Consider the following 25,732-nt stretch of genomic DNA (forward strand, 5'->3'; position numbering starts at 1 on the left):
GCGCTCCGACCGTCACCAAGGACGGTGTCTCCGTCGCCAAGGAAATCGAACTCAAGGACAAGTTCGCCAACATGGGCGCCCAGATGCTCAAGGAAGTCGCTTCGAAGACTTCCGACATCGCCGGTGACGGTACGACTACCGCGACCGTGCTGGCCCAGTCGATCGTCCGTGAAGGCATGAAGTTCGTCGCCGCCGGCATGAATCCGATGGATCTCAAGCGCGGTATCGACAAGGCCGTAGCGGCAACCGTCGACGAGCTTAAGAACCTCTCCAAGCCCTGCTCGACCAACAAGGAAATTGCGCAGGTCGGAGCGATCTCCGCCAACGCTGACTACGACATCGGTGACATTATTGCCCGTGCCATGGACAAGGTCGGCAAGGAAGGTGTCATCACCGTCGAAGACGGCAAGTCACTGAACAATGAACTCGATGTCGTCGAGGGCATGCAGTTCGACCGCGGCTACCTGAGCCCCTACTTCATCAACAACAACGAGAAGCAGAATGCGATCCTGGAAAATCCGTATGTGCTGATCTTCGACAAGAAGATCTCCAACATCCGTGACCTGCTACCGATTCTCGAACAGGTTGCCAAAGCCAGCCGTCCGCTGCTCATCGTCGCCGAAGACGTCGACGGTGAAGCACTCGCCACCCTGGTGGTCAACAACATCCGCGGCATCCTCAAGACCTGCGCCGTCAAGGCACCGGGCTTCGGCGACCGTCGCAAAGCCATGCTCGAAGACATCGCCGTCCTCACCGGCGGCCAGGTGATTGCCGAAGAAGTCGGCCTGACGCTCGAGAAAGCAACCCTCGAAGAACTGGGTCAAGCCCGGCGTATCGAGATCGGCAAGGAAGACACGACGATCATCGACGGGGCCGGCGTTTCGAGCAACATCGAAGCCCGCGTCAAGCAAATCCGTGCGCAGATCGAGACCGCGACCAGCGACTACGACAAGGAAAAACTGCAGGAACGCGTCGCCAAGCTTGCCGGCGGTGTGGCCCTGATCAAAGTCGGTGCGGCCACCGAAGTCGAAATGAAGGAGAAGAAGGCACGCGTCGAAGATGCGCTGCACGCCACTCGCGCCGCTGTTGAAGAAGGCATCGTTCCTGGTGGTGGCGTGGCCCTGCTACGCGCCCGCAGTGCGTTGGCCGCGGTCAAGAGCGACAACCACGACCAAGAGGCGGGTATCAAGATCGTGCTGCGCGCGCTCGAGCAACCGTTGCGCGAAATCGTCGCCAATGCTGGCGAAGAGCCTTCCGTCGTCGTCAATGCAGTGCTGCAGGGCACCGGCAACTTTGGCTACAACGCAGCCACCGGCGAGTATGGCGACCTGGTTGAAATGGGCGTCCTCGATCCGACCAAGGTAACCCGCACCGCGCTGCAAAACGCCGCGTCGATCGCCGGCTTGATGCTGACCACCGACTGCATGGTCGCCGAACTGCCCGAAGACAAGGCAGCCGGCGGCATGGGCGGCGGCATGGGCGGCATGGGCGGCATGGGTGGTATGGGTGGTATGGGTGGCATGGACATGTAAGTCCCGCCCGAGCTTACCCGCTCAAGAAAAAGCCCCGCTTCGGCGGGGTTTTTTTTCTTCCTGAACCCCTTGCCGGGCAGCCACGCTATCGCGACTCCAGCAAAAGCATCCGCCGGCGGCCGCGCGCCTGCCTGAGCCGGCAACCCGAGGCTATTGGACTACCCGCCTGTTGTACGCGCCTGTTGTCGCGCCTCAAGGGCGACCGAAAATGCGGCGCAATCCGGGTCGTCCTGTTCCGACAATCGCCTAGCGCTGCTTGCTATCCAGCGCCGACTTATTGATATCGATTTTGTAACGCGAGCGCAATCCGGAAAGATACGCAGCAAAGTCCTCCTGACCAAGAACAGTGCTGTACTCACGCTGCAGCGCTTCGCGCCGCTTTTCATCGACCACGGCCGGCTGGCCGACCTTGCTGATCTGGTAGAGCACGTAGGTCCCGCCAGCCACTTCGGCGCCGACATAGGCCGGCAATTTCTGCACGTTTGCCCGGAAAATGGCCTGTAGCGCCGCCACCGGCAATTGCTGGCGGTCGACTCGCGAGACACTCTTGACCGGGCTCCAGTCAGCCTTGACCTCGGTACCCCCTTGCTGCAGCAAAGCACTGAGCTTCGCCTCACCCGCCTGGCGGGCGAGCACCGCCGCCTCCTGGGCCTTCAGAGCGGCTTCGATGTCGCCCCGCACCTCGGCAAAAGGCCTGCTGCTCGCCGCTTGATACTCGGCTACGCGGGCCGACAGCAGTACATTCGGCGCGACTTCGATCGCTTCGGTATTGCGCTTGTTTTTCAGAGAGTCAGCCGAAAACAAGGCCGTCAGCACCTTCTGATTGCCGAGCTCACCCAGTGCGGCCAGCGCTGGTGGACTCGAGTCGCGCGGCAACCAGCCCGAATGCTGGACCTTCAGGTCGAATTTTTCGACGACCGGCTGCAAGCTGTCTGGCTGCTCATAGACCGTGTTGCTGAACGCCTCCGCGGCTTCGGCGAACTGGCGGGATGCTGCCTGACGCTTCAGCTCGTCCTCGAGCTCCGCACGGACGTCGGCCAGCTCGCGTTGTGCCCCCGCCTTACTTCCGGTCAGCTGGATGATGTGAAAGCCGAACTCCGAGCGCACGACACCGGAAATCTCGCCCTCCTGGAGTTTGAAAACGGTCTCTTCAAAGGGCTTGACCATCATGCCGCGACCAAAGAAGCCGAGATCGCCACCTTTTTGCGCAGAGCCCGGATCCTGCGAATGCTGTTTGGCCAGTTCGGCGAACTTGCCCGGCGACTCCTGAAGCTCCCTGAGAATGCCATCCGCTTTTGCTTTCGCTTTTCCCTCGTCCTGATTCGCGTCGACGAGGATCAGGATGTGGCTCGCGCGCCGCTCTTCGGCCGTCTGGTAGCGATCCTTGTGGCCGTCGTACCAGGCGCTGACTTCGCCATCGCTGACCGTCACCTTGTCCATCAGCGCTTCAAGCGACAGGACGACGTAATCTGCCTTCGCCTGTTCCGGGATTTCAAACCGCTGCTTGTTCTCTTCGTAGTATTTCTCAAGCGCCGCGGCATCGATTTTCACCTGGCCAGCGAACTGCTCCGGCGTGAAACGCAGCTCGGCGACCTGTCGTTCCTCGGATTGAATGCGCAGCATCTCTTCGCTCGTCCCGCTCGCGACGATGGCGGTATCGCCAATCGCAGCCACCAACTGCTGCAAGGTGAGGTCCTGACGCAGTTGCGCTTCGAACTGTGGCTGCGACATGCCCTGCGCCGCGAGCGCCGCCTGATAGCGCGCCATCGAGAACTGGCCGTCTTCCTGCAAGGCCGGAATCTTGCTGATCACGTCCCGCAACTGGTCGTTGCTCGCAACCAGTCGGCCTTTGGACGCTTCGAGCAGCAGCAGACGCTGGTCCACCAGCGCGTTCAACACCGCCAAACGCGCTTCCGGCGTATTCACGGCCGCTGCATCAAAATTGGCGCCCAAGGCTTGCCGCAAGCGATCCTGCTGCACCCGCCATGCCTGATCGAACTGCTGCATGGTGATCTTCGAGTCACCGACGCTGGCCAGGTCCGTACCGGCGCCGGAATCGCGGACGTAGGAGTCGACACCCCAGAAGGCAAATGGCAAGGTGATCAGGGCAAGAAATACCTGGACGACTCTCTTGTTATTGCGAACGGCATCGAAGATCATGGCTGTAGCCTGCTAACTCATTGAAATGTTGTCGATACAACAAAAAAGGCGAACTTGCGTTCGCCCTATTGGCATTGGCGGAGTGGACGGGACTCGAACCCGCGACCCCCGGCGTGACAGGCCGGTATTCTAACCAACTGAACTACCACTCCAATCGCTGCAGAACCCCTGATGCTGGTGGGTGCTGACGGGCTCGAACCGCCGACATCCAGCTTGTAAGGCTAGCGCTCTACCAACTGAGCTAAGCACCCGTCGTATGATCCAAGCAAAGAAATGCGAGTTTATCGCATCCGCCGTCGCTTGGCCAGACCGCATTGCGGCCCTTCGAAGAGGTTCAAGTCTGCTGGCGCCGCGTCGTAAAAGCCGGAGAGGCAGAAAACTGGACACTTTCCACCTCTCACCCTCACCCGGCTGCCGTGCCGACTCAGTGCCTGAGCACCGCCTGCCCGGCTGGCGAAGTTCCCTCGGATGCCGTCCCGGCGACTGCCGGTACTGGCGTCGGTGCCGCTTCGCCGGGCAGAGCCTCCGGCTTGCGCTCGAGTGCGTGCGCGAAGACCTGGTCAATCCACCTGACCGGGATGATCTCCAGCTTGTTCTTGATGTTGTCCGGGATCTCGGCCAAATCCCGGACGTTTTCCTCGGGGATCAAGACCCGTGCCAGGCCACCACGCACCGCTGCCAGGAGCTTCTCCTTGAGGCCTCCGATCGGCAGGACCTCGCCACGCAGCGTGATCTCGCCGGTCATCGCCACATCGCAGCACACCGGAATACCGGTGAGCACCGAAACCAGTGCCGTACAGATCCCGACACCGGCCGAGGGGCCATCCTTGGGGATCGCGCCTTCCGGCAAATGGATGTGGATGTCACTCTTCTGGTAGAAGTCGTGATCAATGCCCAGCGATCCGGCGCGCTTGCGCACCACCGAAACGGCGGCCTGGACCGACTCCTGCATCACCTCGCCGAGCTTGCCGGTGGTCGTCGTCTTGCCCTTGCCCGGCAGGACCACCGACTCGATGGTCAGCAGCTCACCACCAACTTCGGTCCACGCCAGCCCGGTCACCTGACCAACCTGGTTCTCTCGCTCGGCGACGCCGTAGTTGAAGCGCCGAACGCCAAGAAACTTGTCGAGGTTGCGCGCGCTGACGGCAACTTTCTGCTGACTGCTTCTGAGCAGCAGCGTCTTCACCACCTTGCGACAGATCTTCGAAATGTCGCGCTCGAGCGATCGCACGCCCGCCTCGCGAGTGTAGTAGCGAACGATATCGCGCAGCGCGCTCTCGGCGACAGTCAATTCGCCAGCCCGCAAGCCATTGTTCTTGATCTGTTTGGGCAACAGATAGCGCTGCGCAATGTTGACCTTTTCATCTTCGGTATAGCCTGACAGGCGGATCACTTCCATGCGGTCGAGCAAGGGTGCCGGGATATTCAGGGTGTTGGCAGTCGCAACGAACATCACTTCCGACAAGTCGTACTCGACCTCGACATAGTGATCGACGAAAGTCGAATTCTGCTCGGGATCGAGAACCTCCAGCAAAGCCGAACTCGGATCGCCACGAAAATCCTGACCCATCTTGTCGACTTCATCGAGCAGGAAGAGCGGGTTCTTGACGGCGATCTTGCTCATGTTCTGCAGGATCTTGCCCGGCATCGAGCCGATGTAGGTGCGCCGATGGCCACGAATTTCGGCCTCGTCGCGAACGCCACCCAGGCTCATGCGTACGAACTTGCGACCGGTCGCCCGCGCTATCGACTGCCCGAGCGACGTCTTGCCGACGCCGGGAGGACCAACCAGGCAGAGAATTGGCGCCTTGAGACGATCGACGCGCTGTTGTACGGCGAGATACTCGATGATCCGTTCCTTGACCTTTTCAAGACCCCAGTGATCGGTGTCGAGGATTTTTCCCGCCGCCGCCAGATCCTTGCTGGTGCGCGTCCGTTTACGCCACGGCAGCCCGATCAGCGTTTCGATGAAATTGCGCACCACCGTTGCTTCGGCCGACATCGGCGACATCAGCTTGAGCTTGCGGAGTTCTGCCTGTGCCTTGGCGAGCCCTTCCTTGCCCATCCCGGCAAGCTTGACCTTCTTCTCGAGGTCCTCCATATCGGCGCCATCTTCACCCTCGCCGAGTTCTTTCTGGATCGCCTTGACCTGCTCGTTGAGGTAGTACTCGCGCTGGCTTTTTTCCATCTGGCGCTTGACACGCCCGCGGATCCGCTTCTCCACCTGCAGGATATCGATCTCGGCTTCGAGTTGCGTCAGCAGGCGCTCGATGCGCGCGCGAATATCGAACATCTCGAGCACTTCCTGCTTCTGCTCGAGCTTCAGCGGCAAGTGGGCGGCAATCGTGTCCGCCAGGCGGCCCGCTTCTTCGATGCCAGCGATCGAGGTCAGGATCTCCGGCGGAATCTTCTTGTTGAGTTTGACGTACTGATCGAACTGAGCGATCACCGCACGCCGTAGCGCCTCGACCTCATGATTGACGCCGTCATCGGCGAGCACCGCGCGAGCGCGTGCAAAAAACATCTCATCGCGAGATTCTATGGTCTCCAACCGCGCACGCTGTACGCCTTCGACCAGCACTTTTACGGTCCCGTCGGGAAGCTTCAGCATCTGCAGGATGTTGGCTACACAGCCAATGTCATACAGGTCCTCGGCTTCCGGTTCGTCCTTGACCGCGGACTTCTGAGCGACAAGCAGGATGCTCTTGCCCGCTTCCATGGCCACTTCGAGAGCCTTGATCGACTTCGGCCGCCCGACGAAGAGCGGAATGACCATGTGCGGGAAGACCACCACGTCGCGCAGGGGCAACAGCGGCAGTTCGACTGGCTCGCTAGCCAACTTGGGGGTTGCAGACATCGATTGTGTCCTTCAGGTTGAGGTTCGTGCCTTCAGATGGTGGCACGGACCCGTATTTCAAGCCGCAGGCTGCGGCCAGGACATCAGTTGCCGCCAGAAACCTTGGGTTGATCCGTATAAACCAGGATCGGCGGGGCATCGCCGACGATGGCATTCTCGTCGACAACGACCTCTGAGACATTGTCCATACCGGGGAGTTCGTACATCGTATCCAGCAGGACGGACTCGATAATCGAGCGCAAACCACGTGCGCCGGTCTTCCTTTGCAGCGCTTTTTTGGCGATCGCCATCATCGCCGCCGGACGGATTTCCAGTCCCACGCCTTCCATTGCGAAAAGCTTCTGATACTGCTTCACCAGCGCGTTCTTGGGCTCGACGAGAATCTCGACCAGTGCAGCCGCCGACAACTCCTCGAGCGTGGCAAGCACCGGCAAACGACCGATCAACTCGGGGATCAGGCCGAACTTGATCAAATCCTCCGGCTCGACGCTGCGCAGCACTTCGCCAATCGCCTTCTTGCTGTCCTTGCTCTTGACCTCGGCGCCAAAGCCGATGCCACCACGCTCGGAACGGTCGCGAATGACTTTTTCGAGGCCATCGAAAGCCCCCCCGCAGACGAACAGAATGTTGGTCGTATCGACCTGCACGAAGTCCTGGTTCGGATGCTTGCGCCCACCCTGCGGTGGCACCGAAGCCACGGTGCCTTCGATCAACTTGAGCAGTGCCTGCTGCACACCTTCACCGGAAACGTCGCGGGTAATCGACGGATTGTCGGATTTGCGCGAGATCTTGTCGATTTCGTCGATGTAGACGATGCCACGCTGCGCTTTATCGGTGTCGTAGTCGGCCTTCTGCAGCAGCTTCTGAATGATGTTCTCGACGTCCTCGCCGACGTAGCCGGCCTCGGTCAAGGTCGTCGCATCAGCCATCACGAACGGCACGTCGAGCATCCGCGCGAGGGTCTGCGCGAGCAAGGTCTTGCCCGATCCTGTCGGACCGATCAGCAGGATGTTGCTCTTCGCGAGTTCAACCTCATCCTTGCTCTTGCCATGATGACGCAGGCGCTTGTAGTGGTTGTAAACGGCCACCGACAAAATGCGCTTGGCCTGCTCCTGACCGATTACGTACTGGTTGAGGAGAGCGGCAATTTCTTTCGGGGTCGGCAGTTCGCCGTCGGCACCCTTACCGCCCTGCTCACCGGCGATCTCGTCGCGCACAATGTCGTTGCAGAGCTCGATACACTCGTCGCAGATAAACACTGACGGCCCGGCAATCAGTTTTTTTACTTCATGCTGACTCTTGCCGCAGAACGAGCAGTAGAGCAGCTTCTCACTGCCACTTTTCTTTTCTGACATCTCGACCTACCTCACTGTCAATCCGTATGGACATCTATGGACACCGCCCGGATGCGAGCTCAAAGCGCACCCCGATTGGCCAGTACCTTGTCGATCAGACCGTATTCTGCCGCTTCTTGGGCCGAAAGGAAATTGTCACGGTCGGTGTCGCGTTCAATACGCTCCATCGGCTGGCCGGTGTGATGCGCCATCAATTCGTTGAGTTTGGCGCGCAGCGAAAGGATTTCCTTGGCGTGAATCGCGATATCGGAAGCCTGGCCCTGGAAGCCACCCATTGGCTGGTGAATCATCACGCGCGAATTGGGCAAGGCAAAGCGCTTGCCGCGCGCGCCAGCCGTGAGCAGAAACGCCCCCATCGAGCAGGCCTGTCCCATGCACAGGGTGGACACTTCAGGCTTGATGAACTGCATCGTGTCATAGACCGACAGGCCAGCCGAGACCGAACCACCCGGCGAATTGATGTAGAAATGGATATCCTTGTCGGGATTCTCCGCCTCCAGGAAAAGCAGCTGCGCCACCACCAGATTGGCGGTCACATCATTTACCGGACCGACCAGGAAGATGACGCGCTCCTTGAGCAGGCGCGAGTAGATGTCGTAAGCGCGTTCGCCACGACCGCTCTGCTCCACCACCATCGGGACCAGACCCAGCGCCTGCGGATCCCAGTTGCTGCCATGGTCTATGTGCATTTCAGCTCCTCTGCTGCGCGAGTATTGCGTGTTCAGGACGATTGCCCCATCAATTCGCCGAAGGCGACCGGCTTGTCGACCACTTTCACGCTGGCCAGCATCCAGTCCACCACGTTGGCCTCAATTGCCGCGCTCTCGAAATCGCCCAGGCGCTCGCGCTGCGCATAGTACCAGCGGACGACTTCCTCGGGATGTTCGTAGCTCTGCGCGGCCTCCTCGACCAGCGCCCGCACCTTCTCCGGCTTCGCCTGCAGCTCGTTGTTCTTGACGATCTCGGCAAGAACCAGACCCAGCCGCACCCTGCGGGTCGCTTGATCCACGAACCATTCGCGCTGCATCGGCAGGTCCTTGACCTTCATCCCGCGCTGCTCCATATCCTGGCGGGCCAGATCCTGCAGGCGCTCGATCTCGCGGTCGACCAGCGTTCCCGGCACGGCGATCGGATTGGCTTCGAGCAGTGAGTCCATCACCTGGCTGGTAATCTTCGCCTGCAGGCGCTTCTTCACCTCGCGCTTGAGATTGCCCTCGATTTCGGCCCGCATCTTGACCAGGTCGCCATCTTCCACGCCCAGTCCCTTGGCAAAGTCGGCATCGACTTCCGGCAGCACCGGATCGCCAACTTCCTTGACCGTGATCGCGAAGCTCACCGTCTGACCGGCGAGTTCCTTGGAGAAATACTCACTCGGAAAAGTCATCTCGAAGGACTTGCTTTCGCCCGCGGGAGTGCCGATCACGGCACTCTCGAAGTCGGCCAACATCTTGCCTTCACCGAGAACGAACTGATAATCCTTGCCCTCCCCGCCCTGGAAAGGCACGCCATCCTTTTTGCCCAGAAAGTCGATGCTCACCCGGTCGCCGCTCGCGGCCGCCCGATCGACCGGCTCATAGCGCACCCGCTGTTTGCGCAGGATCTCGATCGTGCCGTCGACCTCCGTGGGGCCGACGTCAAGAACCGGACGCTCGACTTCCATAGCCGAAACATCCTTGACCACGATCTCGGGAAAAACTTCGAAGACCGCCGAAAATTGCAGGTGTGTCGTGCTCTCGCCGCTCCCGTTCTCGATCTTCGGGCTGCCGGCAACGCGCAACTGCTGCTTCGTCACCTCCTCGCTGAACAAGCTGCCGAGCGCCTCGCTGAGCGCTTCCTGGCGAGCCTGGTCACCATATTGTTGCCGAATGATGCTCGCCGGCACCTTGCCGGGGCGAAAGCCCGACATCTTCATATTCTTGCCAAGGCGCTTCAGACGCTGATCGACTTCCTTGTCGAGATCGGCGAGAGCGATCGATAGATCGAGTCGGCGCTCAAGTGGGTTTACGGCTGCTTCTGCGGCAGCGCCGGTCTCGGCGACGACGTCAGTGTCAGTATTAGCGGCGTTTGTTTCCATTAAGAATCCTTGTCATACGGGCTAAAAAGTGTGTGTGTTCTGGCTCGGCCGAAAGAGCCCGTGCCTCCGGACCATGCGGCACTCAGCTGCCAGAGCGAAGAGGCAGAGACCATCCTGCCTGCACGTCAAGCTTCGACAGCCGCAGCGTTCACGATGCAAGCCGTCTCGATGAGTGTTCGCCAAGCACCCACAAGCGAGCGAATACACGCTCGGGAAACTCCACTCACTTCAGCTTCGCATTCGCGCTCGCACGATCATTCCGCCGCATCGCATACGAAAAGCAGAGGATTCTACAGCAATAATTAGTGGCTCGAAACCTGCGGCACACGTGTGGGGGGCTGCGGACGATCCGCGGGCTTGTGCTCGGCGCCTTGTGGACGACGCCCGGGCGCTCCAAGCGAGGCGCGTGCGCAAGACGGCCAGCGGCTTCGCGCCATCAACGACCATCACCAGGTTTCGTCACATCCCGCCGAGGCTTATCCCGCCCGGGCTGCGCCTGCGGGTCGTAGAAACGCAACCCCTCCTGCTTAAATTTCTTCTCCCAGGGGTCAAATGGCTGCGCCGGCGGCGGCTGTGGCTTTTCGATTGGCAGTGGCGTCGGCCTTGGTCGGTGTCCTGGCGCATAGCCCGGCCGGTAACCTGGCCCGTGCCACGGTCGCTGATAGCCGCCAGAAACATGGCGCAGGATGAAGGTCACCGGCGCGGCCTGTTCAAGCACCGCTCCGTAGCGGTCGACGATCGTCGCGTCGAGCTGCTGGCGCTGATTGGCTGGCGGCAATACATCGCCCCAGAACTCCGGAGGAATCGTAAATTCGCTGGCCGTAAAGCGCTGCCCGACGGCCTGACCGTTGACGCTGACTTCGATCGCATGCCCGGCGCCGAGCTGCAGCGGCGGCTCGACGGCAACACGCACGTCGAAGAGCGCGCTGTTGGCGGCGACGCTGCCGTTGTCCTCCGGGGAGACAATGCGGAAGCTGCGGTAAGCGGGCGTCGCTGCCTGCGGTCTGCCTTCTTCCTCAGATGATCGTGGGCTGGCATCGGCTTTCGACACGGGAAGGGGCTCGACGACGTTGATCGGTGGCAAGGTCACCGCCTTGGCGCCAGGCTGCGGCCGATCAGAGAAGACAGGGCTGCCGGCACCGCGAGTGACGAAGACTTCCTGCTCGGCCGCCAAGGTGGGAAGCGCAAACAGGAGGAGGAGCAGGCGCTGTCGCATCGGAGAATGCTCGCATAGCCAGAAGATACACTCAGTATCGACCTGCGCTGCGGGTCTGGCAAGATTCTGTCGTCTGCGCAAGCCAACGCGATACTCCATCGACCCAGTGGCCAAGCAGCTTGCCGGAATAAGGTGCATGACTTGCAGTCGAGCCGAAGTATTTTTTTGCGACAGGAAGAAGCCATGAATTCGACCGCCGCATGCTGAAGCAGCGCGCCATCCCCTGGCCGCGCCTCTTCGCCGTGGCCCTGTTTCTCGGCGTGCTCTTCGCCAGCTTCGAGCTGTCCGGGCTGCGCGACCACTTCAGTTTGCAATTTCTGCAGGAGCGCTTCCTGGAGAACAAGCGCAGCGGACTGCTGATCTTCGTGGCGCTGTTTGCGCTCGGCAATCTGATCCAGATTCCGGGGTGGATTTTCCTGGCCGCGGCAGTGCTCGCCCTCGGCCGCATCTGGGGTGGCGCAGTGACTTACCTTGCCGCGTGCGTGTCGTGTGCGCTCACTTTCCTGAGCATTCGCCTGCTCGGCGGCGATGCCTTGCGGCAGTTGAACAGTCCCATCGCCACGCGCTTGCTGGCACAGCTCGACGCCCGGCCAATCGGCAGCATGGTCGTCCTGAGAGTCCTCTTCCAGACCGTGCCGGCGCTCAACTACGCGCTGGCGATGTCGGGGGTGCGCTTTCGCGAGTACATGATCGCCACGCTCCTCGGCCTGCCGCTGCCGATCGCCCTGTACTGCCTGTTTTTCGACTACCTGGCGCGGCTGCTGCGGCTGGGCTAGGCGTCTGCGGCATTAGTGATCTCGCCGGTATCGCTCATTGCGCCCGGGTGACGCGCCGCAGTCTGCTCGAGCACCGTCAGCAGCGCCTGAATGACACGCGGCGAGTAAAGCATCGCCAGGTGTCCGACGCCGTCAATCCTTTGCTCCTGCGCGCCGCGCAATTCGAGCAGCGCTGGCGGCATAACGAAATTGTCGTGCGGACTGTAGAAGGCCACTGCGTCGACGCTTGCGGGTGGACTGGCCAGGGCCTGCAGCCAGGGGCTGTGCGGGCGCATCTGGCGACCGTTGTCACCGAGGCCGAGGCGAGCCAGTTCGCTGCCCTGATGCGGAGTCCCGAGGGTGAGCAGCCGGGCGACGCTGGCGTCACCATAGCGCTGCAGATAGGCACGTGCAACCAGCCCGCCCATGCTGTGGCCAACGAGGATCACCTGTGCGGCACCGGTCGCGGCGAGCAGGTCGTCGACCCGCCTGGCCACGGGATCGACGTAATTGTCGATGCTCGTGTAGATCGGTTCCAGGCTGATCGTCGCCATCGTCCAGCCGGCCGCTTCGAGGTGTCCACGCAGCCACCACCATGCACCGCGCGAACAACCATAGCCGTGTATCAGCAGGATCGGCGGCCGCCTGCGCTCAGCCACAGCAGCCGCTGTTTGCCCTTCGTCAGCCTGCGCTTGCAGGCAATCGTCGCCCATCCACCAGCGCTCGAAAGGCATGATGACGATGAAGGTGACGACAAAACTCGCGTACTCGCCAAGCACCATCAAAAGCCTTTGCCGCCTCGACAAGCGCGGAGCCAACAAGCCGTAGGCCCGGGCATAGGCGTAGCTGACAGCGATCAGCACGGCGCGCAGCGCGAGCAGGATCAGCAGCGCAAGAGGAATGGCGGCGACAAATGAGGTGTCGCCAACGCTCATCACCAGGATCACGTAGAACGTGATTTCCAGGGTATGCGAAAGGCGAAGGGCGCGTGCGAGCATGGCGGTATGACTCCTTCAGGGGATGGCGGGAAACGGCCGGCCCGATAACTCGGCGGCTAGCAGACTGGCATTGCGAGCAACCAGGCCATAAATGGAAAGCTGCGGATTGACGCCCAGGCTGGTCGGAAAAACCGAACCGTCGAGCACCGAAAGATTATCGAGCCAAAAGTGTCGTCCGCGGTGATCGACGACACCGCGCTGCGGAGCATCGGCCATGCCGCAACCGCCCATCACGTGCGCGCTGACCACCCGGCAGAGGAAAGGCTCGAGCGGCAGTTCGGCGATTCCTTTCCTGGCCGCGGCCCAAGTCGAATAGCCAGGCGTCGTCTCGTGCACCGGAGTCACCCAACGCGCACCGGCGGCGAACTGGATCTCCGCCATCGCCAGCAAAGCGCGGCGTGCGGCCTCCCAGATCACCGCGTCGAGCGGATAGTCGAGCACCGGCAGGCGACCGGCGCCGAGGCGAACGCGGCCACCGCGGCTTGCGGGGTTGAAGCCGTCACGCAACAGCGCGAGCACGACGTTGACCTTGGTGAAGTCGCGCATCAGGCGAGCGTGCGCCTCGCCGTAACCCTGCAACGTCGTCGAATAGAGCACCGGGTGCAGTGGCGGCGTTTCGAGCTTGAAGCCCAGCGGACCGTCGATCGGCGCCTGGCGCAGGAAGTGATCGCTGTAGATCGACTGCGGCGCACCGGCGTAGGCGTCGACGCGATCGTCCATCAGCGCCGAGGAAATCACCACCGGGTGCAGGAAAGTGCGCTTGCCGAGCAGCCGGTAGGGATCGGGAACACTGCTGCGCATGAGCAGCGCCGGACTGCCAATGGCGCCGGCGGCAAGGACGAAGTGGCGGGCACGAAAATGCAGTCGCCGGCCGGAAAGATGAATGCCGTCGGCCTGCAGTGCACTGCAGTCAAGCGCTGCGACCTGGCTGCCATCGAAACGCAAACGCTCGCCGCGCAGGCGGGTATAAAGGGTCGCGCCGCGGTTCAAGGCGGCCGGGATGGTGGTCAGCAACATTGACTGCTTGGCGTTGGTCGGGCAGCCCATACCGCAATAACCAAGGTTCCAGCAGCCCTTGACGTTGCGCTTGATATGGCCGACCGCAATGCCGAGCTTCTCGGCACCGGCGGCGAGGAGCGCATTGTTCGGGTTCGGCGGCGTATCCCAGGGACGCACCCACAGCTTGTGCTCCATGACCGCGAACCACGAACTCATCGACTCGGCGCTGAGCTCGTGCAGACCGTAGTGGCGCTGCCAGAAGTCGAAGACCTCGGGCGGGGTGCGAAAGCTGCTGGTCCAATTCACCGTCGTCGAACCGCCGACGCAGCGGCCCTGCAAAATGTTGATCGCCTTGTCGGCCGTCTTGCGCGCCGCCGATTCCTGGTACAACTCGGGGTAGGCCTCGCTTTCGAGCATCCTGAAGTCGCTCGACGAGCGCAGCGGCCCCTCTTCGATAAGGACGACGCGCAGACCGGCGGCGCTGAGCAGATCGGCGGTAACGCCGCCGCCGGCACCGGTGCCGACGATGACCACATCGGTATCGATCGTCTGGCTGTGCGGCAATGCCGATGCGTCAATATGTTTCCAGCCGCCAGCCAGGCCGAGCTTGATGGGATCTTCCATCAGAAATACCCTCGCGGTGGTCCGGGATAGCTGATCGCCTTCCAGGTCTCCGGACGTCCGTACCAGGCGCCGTAGCTGAGATCGTGCAAAGCCCCGTAAGCACTCTGCAGCAGGCTGAGGCGGCTGAACCGCCAGGACTGCAGGAATTCGCCAACTTCTGCGACGCTGGCCTCACGCCACGGCTTGCCGACGCCGGCAAGTAGCATACGCGCCGGCGCAATCACCAGCAGTCCGAAGAGCTCGCCGATTTCCTGCTGGCTGGCGGCAGAAAGACCGGCCACGGCCTTCGCCATGCCGTCGACGGTTTGCTCCACCAGAGGCTGCCGTTGTGTGTTCTGCGCTGGCAGGACGCCGTCGAGCATGGCGTTGACCACGGCGCCAAGCATCTCGCGTTCAGCGGCGCTGAAACGCCGCGGCCCGGCGGCGTTGAGCCAACCGGAAAAGGACAGTAGCAGTCCACCGGCGAGACCGGTCTGGATAAACTGTCGACGCCCGTAAGTCATCGCATCAGGATCCGCGTCAAAAGCTTGAACAAGCGGCCGTACGGCGGCTTGAAGAGGCCGATGCCGGACAGCCGCGACTGCCGGAAGACGCCCTTCTTGGAGGAGAAGGTCTCGAAGCCCTCGAAACCGTGATAGCAGCCCATACCACTGGCGCCGACACCGCCGAAAGGCAGATCGTCCTGGGCGATGTGCAGGATGGTGTCGTTGATCGTCACCCCGCCGGAAACGGTTTCATTGAGCACTCGCTCGGTACGCTCGCGATCGCTATCGAAGTAGTACAGCGCCAGCGGGCGTGGCCGGCTGTTCACGAAAGCAATCGCCTCGTCGAGATGCCGGTACGGCCGAATCGGCAGCAGCGGCCCGAAGATTTCCTCCTGCATGACGCGTTGCGTGTCGCCGACGCCGAGTAGCGCCAACGGCGGCAAGCAGCGTTTCGCCGCGTCGGCGGCCGCACCGGGGGCCAGTTCGATGATCTTTGCGCCGCTCGCCCGGGCCTCGTCGACGTAAGCGCTGAGGCGAGCGTAGTGGCGCGGGTCGATGATCGTCGAGTAATCGCCATTCGTCGCCAGTTGCGGATAGGCGCTGGCGACGACGGCGCGAGCGCAGTCGATGAACGCCTGTTCGTCACCGGCGGGCAGCAAAACATAGTCCGGCGCGATGCACGTCTGGCCGGCGTTCATGCACTTGCCGATCAGAATGCGCTCGACGGCGTGCGCGAAATCCTTGCTCGCCGCCAGCCCGGGACCGATGATCGCCGGCGACTTGCCACCGAGTTCAAGCGTCACCGGCGTCAGATGGTCGGCTGCCGCGCGCATGACATGGTGGCCAACGACGGTCGAACCGGTAAATAGCAGATGATCGAAAGGCAGTTGCGAAAACGCCTGCGCGACGCTGGCGTCGCCTTCGACCACCGACAACTCGTCAGCAGAAAAAGTCTTGGCGACCAGGGTGGCGAACAGCGCGGCGGTATGCGGCGACATCTCGGACATCTTGACCAGCGCCCGATTGCCGGCTGCCAGTGCCGCGGCAAGCGGAGCAATGGCCAGGAAAATCGGGTAATTCCAGGGGACGATGATGCCCACGGCGCCGAGCGGCTGATAGCGAACTTCTGCCCGCCCCGGCTGGAACCACAGCGACACCGAGCGCCGCTGCGGACGCATCCAGCGGCGCAGATGGCGGCGTGCGTGGCGAATCGCTTCGTAACTCGGGAACAGCTCGAGCAAACGCGTTTCAGCCGGCGAACGGTGGCCGAAATCGCGACTGACCGCTTCGCCAATCGCCACCGCGTTATCACGCAGCATCTGATCGAGAGCCGCCAAACGGCGTTCGCGGACTGCGCGCTCCGGATTCGGGTCGCCGCGTGCCGCAACCTGCTGCAGGGCAAAGCGCTCGGCCAGCGGCTGCGCCTGACGCTGGGCCAGGCGCGCGGTCGAGGTTTCAGAGCTTTTAGAATGAGACATCAAGTACTCCTTGCTAACGGTCATGACCGGCCGAGAAACCCCGGATCATGAAAGTCATGACCGCCCTCCTCTCACTTGCAGTGCGCATTTCGGCCTGCACGCCGGAATCGTTCGCCGGGCAGGGAGCATGCTCCCTGAATTCCCCGCCTCACCCCTGGCCCTTCTCCCGCAACGAGAGAAGGGAGATTCGTGAGTCGCGTACGCGACTTTCACAGTAAGCGGTGTTCCAAAGCAAGTGTATGTTGCAGCTGCGCTGCTCGTTAGGTGAAGCCCTCTAAACAGCCTCCGCGCGGCCTGGCATAATCCTCGCCATGAACGATTCGACAGCCGCCATCGAGAAACAGCAAAGCGCCGCAGCACTGCGCCGACACCTGAAAGCGGCGAAGTACCTGCGCCAGCAGGCGAACCTGGAACCGGCGGCAGCACGCGCGCGCCTGTCCCTGCGTGAATGGCAGGCCGGTCGCCTGGCGCGCAGCCATCGTCAACTGCTTGGCAGTCCGCGCTTCGGACCCGCCGCCAGCTTCTTCATCTCGGACCTCTACGGGCCCAAGGACTTCAGCTGCCGCGACGAGGAAGTCGAACGCATCCTGCCCTTGCTGATCAAGATGCTACCGGCGTCGGCCCTGCGCACCCTCGCGCTGGCAGTCGAACTCGATGCCTTGACTGAAGAACTCGACTCGGCGATGGTCACCGAACTGTGCCGCGCTGGGCAGATCGAGCACATCGACGAAGCCGCCTACGCCGCGGCCTATCGTGCCGTCGCCTGCCGGGCCGCGCGCCAGCACCAAATCGTCCTGATTCGTGAAACCGGCCAGGCACTCGACAAGCTGACCAAAAAACCGCTGCTGAGCAGCCTCCTCAAAATGATGCGTCACCCCGCGCAACTCGCCGGACTCGCCGACCTGCACCAGTTCCTGGACCGCGGCTTCAATGCCTTTCGCGGCATGGGCTCGGCCAGCGACTTTCTGGACGCCATCGAAAACAAGGAGCAGCAAGTCATGAGCCGCCTTTTCGACGGCGTCGGCGATCCTTTTCTGATCCAGGCACAGCCCGGGAACCCTCACTGAAGCGCGACAAGTAGAGTCTTTGTTATACATTGCATCAATAGCTTGTGGTCTTTTTTTCGCCTATCACTTGAATATTTGAAGCGACTTCTTACACGCCGTCACATAGCGAGACAGAGAGCACACAGACTCTGAGCACGGCTACCGATAGTATTCGTTTGTCGCCGCGGTGTTCCTCCTCCCCCTCCCCTCGTTGGGAATGCCGCGACGGCGGCAGCACAGGCCCGACCAGCCCCCCCTGGCGGGCCTTTTTTTTTGCCCGGAGTCGAGAGCCGAGGCCACGGCATCCGCCGTGGCCATCAGCCGCCGCGGCGCAGGAGAGGTGACTGGCCGCCACGCCACGGACACTTTACAATGCGCGGCAGATCTAGCGCTTCCTTACGGAACGTACCCAAAAGGATTTCGATGAAAATCAATGAGCAACAATCCGGCGCCTACCGAGCGCCGCTGGCAGGCCCACCGACGAGCGTCTTCGGCAAGCTGCTGACGATTGCAGCCGGCATTCTGATTCTGGTCGTCGCTTTCATGTTCTCGATCCTCGCGCTCGGCGTCGTGCTCGTCGTCGGCGTGCTGATCTTCGCCTACCTCAAGTGGAAAACTCGCCACCTGCCGCAAAACCTGCGCGACCTGCACGAACGCATGCAGGAGCAGGCCGGCCGGCAGGGCGGCTACCAGACGCCGCCAGGGGGCGGACGCGTAATCGAGGGCGAAGTCATCAGCGAGGACGAGTACCGGGCAAGCACCTCGCCCGAGCAGTCGTCGAACGACGACCAGGGCCGCGCCACGGATCGTCCGCCCACGCCCGGCGCGCCCTGAGCTTTTCCGGTCGCGAGGCGTCAGTCGTCACTCCTGACTTCGGCTGAATCTGCCACACTCACGATCGAACGCGCGAATTCACGACCTCCAGCCTCGCCGTCGCCTCTCCCTGGTAGCTGCCGAGCCTGACGCACTCTCTAGCCGCAAGTCTCCCTTCCCGTTTCCACCGCTCACAGACCTGCCATGAAAATCACCTGCCTCGCCATTTCCCTGGCGCTGATGACCAGCGCCGTCGCCGCCCAGGAAGTCGATCCGCAAGATCGCTTCAGCTCATGCATGAAGACCCAGCGTGCTGTCGCTTCGTCAAAGCGAGGCATTTCGACAGCCTCCTTCGACCGTCTGACCAGCGGCTTGTCGCCCGACCTCAGCGTGCTCGAATTTCTCGACTACCAACCCGAGTTCCGCTCGCCGATCTGGGATTACCTTTCCGGCCTGGTCGACGAAGAACGTGTCGCCGACGGTCTCGAAATGCGCGCCAAATGGGCCGACACCCTGGCCATGGCCAGTGAGCGCTACCAGGTCGACCCGGCGACGATTGTTGCCGTATGGGGCGTCGAGAGCAACTACGGACGCAACTTCGGCAGCCGCCCGCTGCTCACTTCGCTCGGCACCCTGGCCTGCTTCGGACGGCGGCAATCGTATTTCAGCGGCGAGTTCCTGAGTGCGCTGAAGATTCTCGACTCCGGCGACATCGAACCGGATCAGCTGGTCGGCTCCTGGGCCGGCGCTTTCGGCCATACCCAGTTCATGCCGTCGACCTTCCTGCGCCTGGCGGTCGATGGCAACGGTGACGGCAAGCGCGACCTGATCGGCAACGTCCCCGATGCGCTCGCCTCGACCGCCAACTTCCTGCACCAGGGCGGCTGGCGCGAAGGCCAGCCCTGGGGCTACGAGGTCCTGCTCCCGGCCGGCTTCGACAGCAGCGTTTCCGGCCGCCGCGACAAGCGCCCGCTGTCCTACTGGACGGCGCGCGGCGTTCGCCGTGCCGACGGCCAGCCGATCGCCGCTACCGACAGCGCCGCCGGACTCCTTCTGCCGGCCGGTCCCGCGGGCCCGGCTTTCCTGGTGTTCCGCAACTTCGACGTGATCTATGGCTACAACGCTGCCGAAAGCTACGCCCTGGCCATCGCCCACCTTTCCGACCGGATCAGGGGCGGCAAAGGCTTCGTCACCCCCTGGCCGACCGATGACCTGGGCCTCTCGCGCCTCGAACGCCGCGAGTTGCAAACCCTGCTGCTTGCCCGCGGACACCCGATCGGAGAAGCCGACGGGATGATCGGCGCCAAGTCCCGCGAGGCGATCAAGGTCGAGCAGCAACGCCTGGGCATGACCGCCGACGGTCGCGCCGGGCAGAAAATATTGTCCGGTTTACGGGCCGGCACGACGAGTAAATAGGCGGTCGCCGACCCTGCGACCGGGAGCACGCCTGCCACCAGAACCACGCACTGCGCACCAGAGAGGAGAAGATGCTGTCACTCCGCACCTCGGCGAGATCTGCATCAACGCAACGCAACTGTGTTCGGGGGTGCATGTCCGGCTACCGATCCCCTGGATCGAGCACCGCGGTCGACGGCTGCTGATCGATGCTGCGCGTCAGCGACCTCGCCAAGCAGTACCGCAGAGCCAGCCGGCCGCTCTTCAGTGCCCTTTCCTTCGCCGTCGCCAGCGGTGAAATCGTCGCTCTGGTCGGCGAGTCGGGCGTCGGCAAGAGCACCCTGCTGAACTGCATCGCCGGACTCGAAACCGCCGACCGCGGCGCTATCGCCATCGGCCCGCAGGCCCTCGACATCGTCGCCCTCGACGAGACCGCGCGCGCCGCCTTGCGCGCGCGCAGTATTGGCTTCGTCTTCCAGGCCTTTCATGTCCTGCCGACGCTGACCGTGGCGCAGAACATCGCCGTGCCGCTGCTGCTCTGCGGCGTGCCCGCCGGCGAGCATTCGCCGCGCACGCAGGCGCTGCTCGAACGCGTCGGTCTGGCGGACTTTGGGCCGCGCTGGCCAGCGTCGCTGTCGGGCGGCGAGTTGCAGCGCGTGGCCATCGCCCGCGCGCTGGTGCATCGTCCGGCGCTGGTACTGGCCGACGAACCGACCGGCAACCTCGACCCACGTACCGCCGACGAGGTCCTGGCGCTGCTGCTCGAACGCGTTCGCGAGCAACAGACCAGCGCGCTGGTCGTCACCCACTCACAGCACGTCGCACAGTCCTGCGACCGCATCCTGACGCTGACCCCGGACGGCCTGCGGGGATGCGGGCGTGCCGGAGAATGATCACCATGAGTGGGCGGCAAGCGGGCAGGATGCGGGCACTGAGCCAGCTCTCCTGGTGGCTGATCCGCGCCCAGTTCAAGACCCGGCGCGCAGCGACCCTGCTCTCGATGCTGGCCATCGCGCTCGGCGTCGCGCTCGGCTACGCGATCCATCTGATCAACGATGCCGCGCTGAGCGACTTCTCACGGGCGATGAAGAGCGTCCAGGGCGACCCCGACGCGGTCATCGCTGCGCGCGACAGCGCCGGCAGCGTACCTCTGGCGACGCTCAACGCCATCGCCCGCGACCCGGCGGTGCTGGTCGTCGCTGCGGTCACCGAAACGCGCGTGCGCATCGACAACGCACCGACCCCGGTGCGCCTGATCGGAATCGACGTTTTCAGCGCCGCGGCGGTGATGCCCGACCTGCTGCCGCGCCAGGATGAACAGGCCGCCGCGCCGAACATCCTCGACGGCGGCGTCTATGCCTCGCCGGCCCTCCTCGCCCAGCTTTCCCAAGGAGCCAAAGGCAGCCAGGGCAAGGAAGGCAAAGACTCCGGCAGACGCGCAGGCGGTACGCTGAAGCTGCTGCGCGGCGAGCAGCAGTGGCTGGCGACGCTCGCCGGCGACCTGCCGGCGGCGCGCCCTGACGACCTGCTGCTGGTCGCCGACATTGCCTGGGTGCAGGCGCGATTCGGTCCGGCCGACGCGGTCAGCGAGGGCCGCGTGCGCCTGGCGCCGGATACCGACCTGGCAAGCTGGCGCCAGGCATGGGCACAGCGACTGCCGGCGGGACTGCTGATTCGCGCCGCCGACGACGACAGCGCACGCGTTTCCAACCTCTCGCGGGCCTATCGCGTCAATCTCAATGTCCTGGCGCTGGTCGCCCTGCTCACCGGCACCTTCCTGGTCTTTGCGACGCAGTTGACTGCCGTTGCCCAGCGCTCGACGCAGTTTGCCCTGCTCGGCGTCCTCGGCCTCTCGCCGCGCATGCGCCTGCTGCAGGTGCTGCTCGAAGGTGTGGCGATTGGGGTGCCGGGGGCGCTGCTCGGCCTGGCCCTCGGCTACGCGCTGGCCGTCGCCTTCACCCAGCTGCTCGGTGGCGATCTCGGCGGCGGCTACTTCGCCGGCAGCATACCGCTGATCGTTCCGGCGCCGGCACCGGCGCTGCTTTTCCTGGCGCTCGGCTGCCTGGCCAGCCTGGCCGGCGCCAGTTACCCGGCCTACCTGAACCGCATGCAGCCGCTGGCGCAGGCACTGAAAACCGGCTTCGCGCAACGGCCACCTGCTGATGCCGCGCCTGCCGCGCAGCCACGGCAGCCTGGGCAGTCAGGGCGGTCTTGGCTGGCGCGACGACCGCGAGTGCCAAAATTGCCGCTGCTGCTGGCACTGGCCGCGTTCGCGCTGACGCAATTGCCACCGCTGTTCGAACTGCCGCTCGCCGGCTATGCCTCGATTGCCCTGGTGCTGGTCGTCGGCATCGCCAGCGCGCCGCTGCTCACGCAACTGCTTTTCGGCTGGCTCAGCGCCCAGCCCCTGCCGGCGCCGCAACGCATCGCGCTGCAGAATGTCGCGCAGGCGCCGCTGATGGCGCAGGTCGCGGCCAGTGGGCTGATCGTCAGTTTCGCCCTGACTGCGAGCATGGTGATCATGGTTTCCAGCTTTCGCGTCGCCGTCGACCAATGGCTCGATCACGTCCTGCCGGCGCCGCTCTACCTGCGCAGCAAGGCCACGCCACTGCCGCAGGACCTGCTCAACGCCCTGACACAGCCCGACGCACCCTTCGCCAAAGTCGAGCGCATGGCCAACGCGGCGCTGACCATCGACCCGCAGCGACCACAGGTGGCGCTGCTGATACGCGAAATCGAGCCTCGCGACCCGGCGGCACGCTTGCCGTTTACCGGCCCGCTGCTGACGCCGCCAACCGCCCTGCCCGCAGTCTGGATCAGCGAACCGATGGCCGAAATCTACCGCCTGGCGCCCGCTCAGACCCTGCGCCTGCCGTTGCTCGGGCGCGAGGTTCCGGTTTTCATCGGCGGCGTCTGGCGCGACTACGGCCGGCAATTCGGCGCCGTGGTCATCAGCCGCCAGGATTATCAGCAACTCGGCGGCCATTTCCAGCCCACCGACCTGGCACTGTGGCCGCTACCCGGGCAGGAAGCGCAGGCCAGCGCCTGGCTGGCGCCGTGGGCTGACAGGTACGGCCTGGAAGTCGCCGACAGCGCCACCATTCGCCGCTTGAGCCTGTCGATTTTCGACAAGAGCTTCGCCGTGACCTACGCGCTCGAAGCCGCAGCGATGCTGATCGGCCTGTTCGGGCTGGCGGTAACGCTGGCCGCCAGCGTCTGGCTGCGCGCCCGTGAACTGGCGACGCTCGGCGCGCTCGGTTTCGACCGCCGCATGCTGAGCCACGCGGTGATGCTCGAAGGCGCGCTGATCGCCGCCGTCGGCCTGCTCATCGGCCTGGCCTGCGGCGTCGCCATCGGTGCCATCCTGACGCATGTCGTCAATCCGCAGGCTTTTCACTGGCGAATGGCGCTGGCGATTCCCTGGACGGCTGTCTGCGCCGGCGCGGCCATCACCCTGGCGGCGGCGGTACTCGCCAGTCGCTATGCGGCGCGCCAGGCGACCCGACTGCCGGTCGCGCAGGTTCTGGCCAACGCCCAGTAGGCGAAAGGAAACCGACTCGTGCGCCGCCGCAGCTTCCTGTGCACTCCCCTGCTCCTGCCGACGCTGGCCCTGGCCGCGCCGGTGCGCCCGCCGGTCGCCTATGCGCCGGTCAGCCGCGGCGTCGAACTGGCTTTCCCGCGTGACCACGGCGCCCATCCGGATTTCCGCACCGAATGGTGGTACGTCACCGGCGCTCTCGATTCGCCGCAGGCCGATATCGGTTTTCAACTGACTTTCTTTCGCAGCCGACCGGGCAGCGCCGAAGCGCTGCGCTCACCACTTGCCGCGCGCCAGATACTCTTCGCCCACGCCGCGCTGAGCATTCCCGGCGACCGTCTGCTGCACAGCGAACGCGCCGCGCGCGCCAATCTTGGCGCCGGCTTTTCGAGCAGCGACTGCGACGTACACATCGGCGCCTGGCGGATGCAGCGCGAGGATCGCAGCACGGGCGAAGTTTTCAGGCTGCAGATGCAGAGCGCCCAGTTCTCGTACGATTTCACGCTGACGCCAGCGCAACCCTTAATGCTGCAGGGCGATGGCGGCTATTCACGCAAAGGCCACGCGCCCGACCTGGCCAGCTACTACGTCAGCTGGCCACAGCTGCAGGTCGCTGGCTCGCTGGTCCTCGACGGCCAGCGCCAGCCGGCCAGCGGCCGTGCCTGGTTCGATCACGAATGGTCGACCGCCTACCTTGGCGGTGGCGCCGTCGGCTGGGACTGGGTGGGCATCAACCTCGACAACGGTGGCGCGCTAATGGCTTTTCGCATGCGCGACGCGCAAGGCGCGACGCTTTTCACGCACGCGGCCTGGCGCGATGCCCACGGCCATGTGCGCCAGTTCGCCGCCAAGGAAGTCGCCTTCACGCCGATCCGCAACTGGTCCTCGCCGCGCAGCCGCGCCAGCTACCCGGTGCAGATCGAAATCCGTCTCGGCGAGCTCAGCGTACGCACGCGACCGATTCTCGACGATCAGGAACTCGCGACCAGTCGGCCGCTGCCCGTCGTTTATTGGGAAGGCCTGGTCCGTCTGGAAGGCAGCCTCAGCGGCCGCGGCTACCTGGAAATGACCGGCTACGCCGGTCGCTTGCAGATGTAGGGGCGGGCGCCGATCGGGCCAGGCGGTTTACACCAATTCGGGGTTGCGATCTAGTTGGGCTTGTGCAAGGCAGCAGCGTGTGCCGATCGCTGCCTGTCACCGCATGATCGTTGCTTGTCGACCCCTTGCAGCCGCCCAGCTTTCTCCGTAGCGGCCGTTCGCCCAGGTCCGCCTTAATGTGAAAGTCGCGTATGCGACTCACGAAGCTCCCTTCTCCCCCTGCGGGAGAAGGGCCGTGGGAAGAGGGAGACGGTCATGACTTTCATCATCTGGGGTGCCTCGACTGTCATGACCGTTAGATAGACTTCGCGTCTACGAAGCAGCCGTTGGCGGCCTCACCCTCCCGGCCAGCGGCAGCCGTTGACGTCTCCGGCGCAAATGGCTGTTAAGACAATGGAGCGGCCATTCCGAGGTACGGAGGTCCCGGTCGCGACTCTCTTACGCGGAAACCCTCGACATCCTGATGCGTCGCGCGGGCCGGAGCCCGTTGCGGGGTCCGGCCCGAAGGAAGTTCAGTCCGTAGCGCGACGGCGTCGAATGGCGAGTGCCATCATGCCCAGTCCGACGAGCACTGCACTTGCCGGTTCCGGTACTTGGTGCCGGGTGACGAGGTCGAACGAGAGGAAGGCTCCCGGGGAAAACCTCGCACTATTGAAGTCAATGTCGACTCCGTGCGCGGAGAAGGCCACGTCGCTGGCTTCCATTCTAAGCGTGTCCGCGGTGGCAAAATTGGCGATGCCGATGATGCTGCCGGCCATACCCACCCAGTCGAGATCGCTGAGGATCAGCTGTTCGCCCGCCCCGGTACCCAGATCGCCGGAACCCGTGTAGTCAATGCGTATCGACGACGCACCGATGTCGACATTGAACACTTCCGTACCCAACGACGAGAGTTTGAACTCAGACCCCGAACCGACGACAGCGCTCGCTTGATTGCAAACCCAGTGATCCGGGCCGGTAGTCGCGCAATTTACAGCGTCGCCGATCAGCGTTGCCTGTGCGGTAGGCGCTGCGAGCAGCAGTGTTGCAACAGCGCCCGCTGCGAGCAAGACCTTGATGTCAAGTCGACGAATAGTCATGTAGTTTCTCCTCGGTTTTGGCGGCTGCACAGCTCGCTTTCGTCCGTTCAAAGCATGTTTCGTGCCACAAAAATATTGTTCCATATAATCAAACAATTATTTGTAGCAAACGGCCTTTCTGTGGAAAAACGAGTCAAACGTGTAAAGAAAACCGACATGTGCGACGCGCGTGCCAGGCCCGGGATAGGTATTACCACTTGCCTTCATTGGCCACAGGTGGCGTAGTCGTC

General features: G+C 63.3%; 19 protein-coding genes and 2 tRNA genes (1 of these 21 only partly in view). 8 read left to right on the forward strand and 13 right to left on the reverse strand.

Annotated features, from left to right (window positions below; all coding sequences use genetic code 11):
* Positions 1-1,532 carry the 3' portion of a chaperonin GroEL gene (gene groL, locus V5B40_RS04130; protein ID WP_332353351.1) on the forward strand. 133 nt of this gene lie to the left of the window's left edge, so 1,532 of the gene's 1,665 nt are visible here — the last part of the coding sequence; its start codon lies beyond the left edge, outside the window; it ends in the stop codon at positions 1,530-1,532.
* A gap of 246 nt (positions 1,533-1,778) precedes the next feature.
* Here the strand turns inward: groL and V5B40_RS04135 are convergent, their stop codons facing one another.
* The 8 genes from V5B40_RS04135 to V5B40_RS04170 all read right to left on the reverse strand — a co-directional run bounded on the left by V5B40_RS04135 (position 1,779) and on the right by V5B40_RS04170 (position 11,194).
* Positions 1,779-3,692, reverse strand: coding sequence for a SurA N-terminal domain-containing protein (locus V5B40_RS04135; RefSeq protein ID WP_332353352.1), 1,914 nt, complete (start codon positions 3,690-3,692; stop codon positions 1,779-1,781).
* A 75-nt stretch (positions 3,693-3,767) separates the two neighbouring features.
* Positions 3,768-3,844: transfer RNA gene (locus V5B40_RS04140), tRNA-Asp, on the reverse strand.
* Between the two features lie 23 nt (positions 3,845-3,867).
* Positions 3,868-3,943, reverse strand: a tRNA-Val gene (locus V5B40_RS04145).
* A 173-nt stretch (positions 3,944-4,116) separates the two neighbouring features.
* Complete coding sequence (gene lon / locus V5B40_RS04150; RefSeq protein WP_332353353.1) at positions 4,117-6,549, reverse strand: endopeptidase La; 2,433 nt, start codon at positions 6,547-6,549, stop codon at positions 4,117-4,119.
* Between the two features lie 83 nt (positions 6,550-6,632).
* Positions 6,633-7,904 carry an ATP-dependent Clp protease ATP-binding subunit ClpX gene (clpX, locus tag V5B40_RS04155; protein WP_332353354.1) on the reverse strand — a complete coding sequence of 424 codons (1,272 nt, stop codon included), beginning with the start codon at positions 7,902-7,904 and terminating at the stop codon, positions 6,633-6,635.
* A 59-nt stretch (positions 7,905-7,963) separates the two neighbouring features.
* Positions 7,964-8,593: an ATP-dependent Clp endopeptidase proteolytic subunit ClpP gene (gene clpP, locus V5B40_RS04160; RefSeq protein ID WP_332353355.1), complete on the reverse strand. Its 630-nt coding sequence runs from the start codon at positions 8,591-8,593 to the stop codon at positions 7,964-7,966.
* Positions 8,594-8,625: 32 nt separating this feature from the next.
* Positions 8,626-9,978, reverse strand: a complete 1,353-nt coding sequence (gene tig / locus V5B40_RS04165; RefSeq protein ID WP_332353356.1) for a trigger factor — start codon at positions 9,976-9,978, stop codon at positions 8,626-8,628.
* Positions 9,979-10,414: 436 nt separating this feature from the next.
* A complete protein-coding gene (locus V5B40_RS04170; RefSeq protein WP_332353357.1) occupies positions 10,415-11,194 on the reverse strand; it encodes a hypothetical protein in 780 nt (259 codons plus the stop codon).
* A 200-nt stretch (positions 11,195-11,394) separates the two neighbouring features.
* Between V5B40_RS04170 and V5B40_RS04175 the strand changes: the two genes are divergently transcribed.
* Positions 11,395-11,970: a VTT domain-containing protein gene (locus tag V5B40_RS04175; RefSeq protein ID WP_332353358.1), complete on the forward strand. Its 576-nt coding sequence runs from the start codon at positions 11,395-11,397 to the stop codon at positions 11,968-11,970.
* Here the strand turns inward: V5B40_RS04175 and V5B40_RS04180 are convergent.
* From V5B40_RS04180 to V5B40_RS04195, 4 genes are read right to left on the reverse strand one after another with little or no spacing between them, the layout of a single operon-like run.
* Positions 11,967-12,947, reverse strand: a complete 981-nt coding sequence (locus V5B40_RS04180) for an esterase/lipase family protein (RefSeq protein WP_332353359.1) — start codon at positions 12,945-12,947, stop codon at positions 11,967-11,969. The two genes, V5B40_RS04175 and V5B40_RS04180, sit on opposite strands and share 4 nt — an antisense overlap.
* 15 nt (positions 12,948-12,962) lie before the next feature.
* Entirely contained in the window at positions 12,963-14,570 is a 1,608-nt protein-coding gene (locus tag V5B40_RS04185; RefSeq protein ID WP_332353360.1) for a GMC family oxidoreductase, read from the reverse strand.
* Positions 14,570-15,073, reverse strand: coding sequence for a hypothetical protein (locus V5B40_RS04190; RefSeq protein WP_332353361.1), 504 nt, complete (start codon positions 15,071-15,073; stop codon positions 14,570-14,572). Before V5B40_RS04190 ends, V5B40_RS04185 begins: the two co-directional genes overlap by 1 nt.
* Complete coding sequence (locus V5B40_RS04195) at positions 15,070-16,533, reverse strand: coniferyl aldehyde dehydrogenase (RefSeq protein WP_332353362.1); 1,464 nt, start codon at positions 16,531-16,533, stop codon at positions 15,070-15,072. The genes V5B40_RS04190 and V5B40_RS04195 overlap by 4 nt, the downstream gene beginning before the upstream one ends.
* A 311-nt stretch (positions 16,534-16,844) precedes the next feature.
* Here V5B40_RS04195 and V5B40_RS04200 point away from each other — a divergent pair, with 311 nt between their 5' ends.
* The 6 genes from V5B40_RS04200 to V5B40_RS04225 all read left to right on the forward strand — a co-directional run bounded on the left by V5B40_RS04200 (position 16,845) and on the right by V5B40_RS04225 (position 24,423).
* On the forward strand, positions 16,845-17,600 hold the full coding sequence (locus tag V5B40_RS04200; protein ID WP_332353363.1) for an FFLEELY motif protein: 756 nt from the start codon (positions 16,845-16,847) through the stop codon (positions 17,598-17,600).
* A 402-nt stretch (positions 17,601-18,002) separates the two neighbouring features.
* Positions 18,003-18,413: a hypothetical protein gene (locus V5B40_RS04205; RefSeq protein WP_332353364.1), complete on the forward strand. Its 411-nt coding sequence runs from the start codon at positions 18,003-18,005 to the stop codon at positions 18,411-18,413.
* 183 nt (positions 18,414-18,596) lie between these two features.
* Positions 18,597-19,808 carry a lytic murein transglycosylase gene (locus tag V5B40_RS04210; protein ID WP_332353365.1) on the forward strand — a complete coding sequence of 404 codons (1,212 nt, stop codon included), beginning with the start codon at positions 18,597-18,599 and terminating at the stop codon, positions 19,806-19,808.
* Between the two features lie 188 nt (positions 19,809-19,996).
* A complete protein-coding gene (locus V5B40_RS04215; protein ID WP_332353366.1) occupies positions 19,997-20,680 on the forward strand; it encodes an ABC transporter ATP-binding protein in 684 nt (227 codons plus the stop codon).
* On the forward strand, positions 20,677-23,328 hold the full coding sequence (locus V5B40_RS04220) for an ABC transporter permease (protein WP_332353367.1): 2,652 nt from the start codon (positions 20,677-20,679) through the stop codon (positions 23,326-23,328). Before V5B40_RS04215 ends, V5B40_RS04220 begins: the two co-directional genes overlap by 4 nt.
* 18 nt (positions 23,329-23,346) lie before the next feature.
* Entirely contained in the window at positions 23,347-24,423 is a 1,077-nt protein-coding gene (locus tag V5B40_RS04225) for a lipocalin-like domain-containing protein (RefSeq protein WP_332353368.1), read from the forward strand.
* A gap of 512 nt (positions 24,424-24,935) precedes the next feature.
* On the opposite strand, the gene V5B40_RS04230 is transcribed toward V5B40_RS04225, so the two are convergent.
* A complete protein-coding gene (locus V5B40_RS04230; protein WP_332353369.1) occupies positions 24,936-25,502 on the reverse strand; it encodes a PEP-CTERM sorting domain-containing protein in 567 nt (188 codons plus the stop codon).
* Positions 25,503-25,732: the final 230 nt, after the last annotated feature.

Origin of the sequence: Candidatus Accumulibacter meliphilus (genome assembly GCF_036625345.1) — a bacterium.
Taxonomy (GTDB): Bacteria; Pseudomonadota; Gammaproteobacteria; order Burkholderiales; family Rhodocyclaceae; genus Accumulibacter; species Accumulibacter meliphilus.

Coding starts and splice junctions, on each gene's coding strand:
- V5B40_RS04200 (WP_332353363.1), top strand. CDS start 16,845: ATGAACGATTCGACAGCCGCCATCGAGAAACAGCAAAGCGCCGCAGCA.
- clpX (WP_332353354.1), bottom strand. CDS start 7,904: ATGTCAGAAAAGAAAAGTGGCAGTGAGAAGCTGCTCTACTGCTCGTTC.
- V5B40_RS04135 (WP_332353352.1), bottom strand. CDS start 3,692: ATGATCTTCGATGCCGTTCGCAATAACAAGAGAGTCGTCCAGGTATTT.
- V5B40_RS04170 (WP_332353357.1), bottom strand. CDS start 11,194: ATGCGACAGCGCCTGCTCCTCCTCCTGTTTGCGCTTCCCACCTTGGCG.
- lon (WP_332353353.1), bottom strand. CDS start 6,549: ATGTCTGCAACCCCCAAGTTGGCTAGCGAGCCAGTCGAACTGCCGCTG.
- V5B40_RS04230 (WP_332353369.1), bottom strand. CDS start 25,502: ATGACTATTCGTCGACTTGACATCAAGGTCTTGCTCGCAGCGGGCGCT.
- V5B40_RS04210 (WP_332353365.1), top strand. CDS start 18,597: ATGAAAATCACCTGCCTCGCCATTTCCCTGGCGCTGATGACCAGCGCC.
- V5B40_RS04185 (WP_332353360.1), bottom strand. CDS start 14,570: ATGGAAGATCCCATCAAGCTCGGCCTGGCTGGCGGCTGGAAACATATT.
- tig (WP_332353356.1), bottom strand. CDS start 9,978: ATGGAAACAAACGCCGCTAATACTGACACTGACGTCGTCGCCGAGACC.
- V5B40_RS04220 (WP_332353367.1), top strand. CDS start 20,677: ATGATCACCATGAGTGGGCGGCAAGCGGGCAGGATGCGGGCACTGAGC.
- V5B40_RS04195 (WP_332353362.1), bottom strand. CDS start 16,533: ATGTCTCATTCTAAAAGCTCTGAAACCTCGACCGCGCGCCTGGCCCAG.
- clpP (WP_332353355.1), bottom strand. CDS start 8,593: ATGCACATAGACCATGGCAGCAACTGGGATCCGCAGGCGCTGGGTCTG.
- V5B40_RS04180 (WP_332353359.1), bottom strand. CDS start 12,947: ATGCTCGCACGCGCCCTTCGCCTTTCGCATACCCTGGAAATCACGTTC.
- V5B40_RS04175 (WP_332353358.1), top strand. CDS start 11,395: ATGCTGAAGCAGCGCGCCATCCCCTGGCCGCGCCTCTTCGCCGTGGCC.
- V5B40_RS04205 (WP_332353364.1), top strand. CDS start 18,003: ATGAAAATCAATGAGCAACAATCCGGCGCCTACCGAGCGCCGCTGGCA.
- V5B40_RS04215 (WP_332353366.1), top strand. CDS start 19,997: ATGCTGCGCGTCAGCGACCTCGCCAAGCAGTACCGCAGAGCCAGCCGG.
- V5B40_RS04190 (WP_332353361.1), bottom strand. CDS start 15,073: ATGACTTACGGGCGTCGACAGTTTATCCAGACCGGTCTCGCCGGTGGA.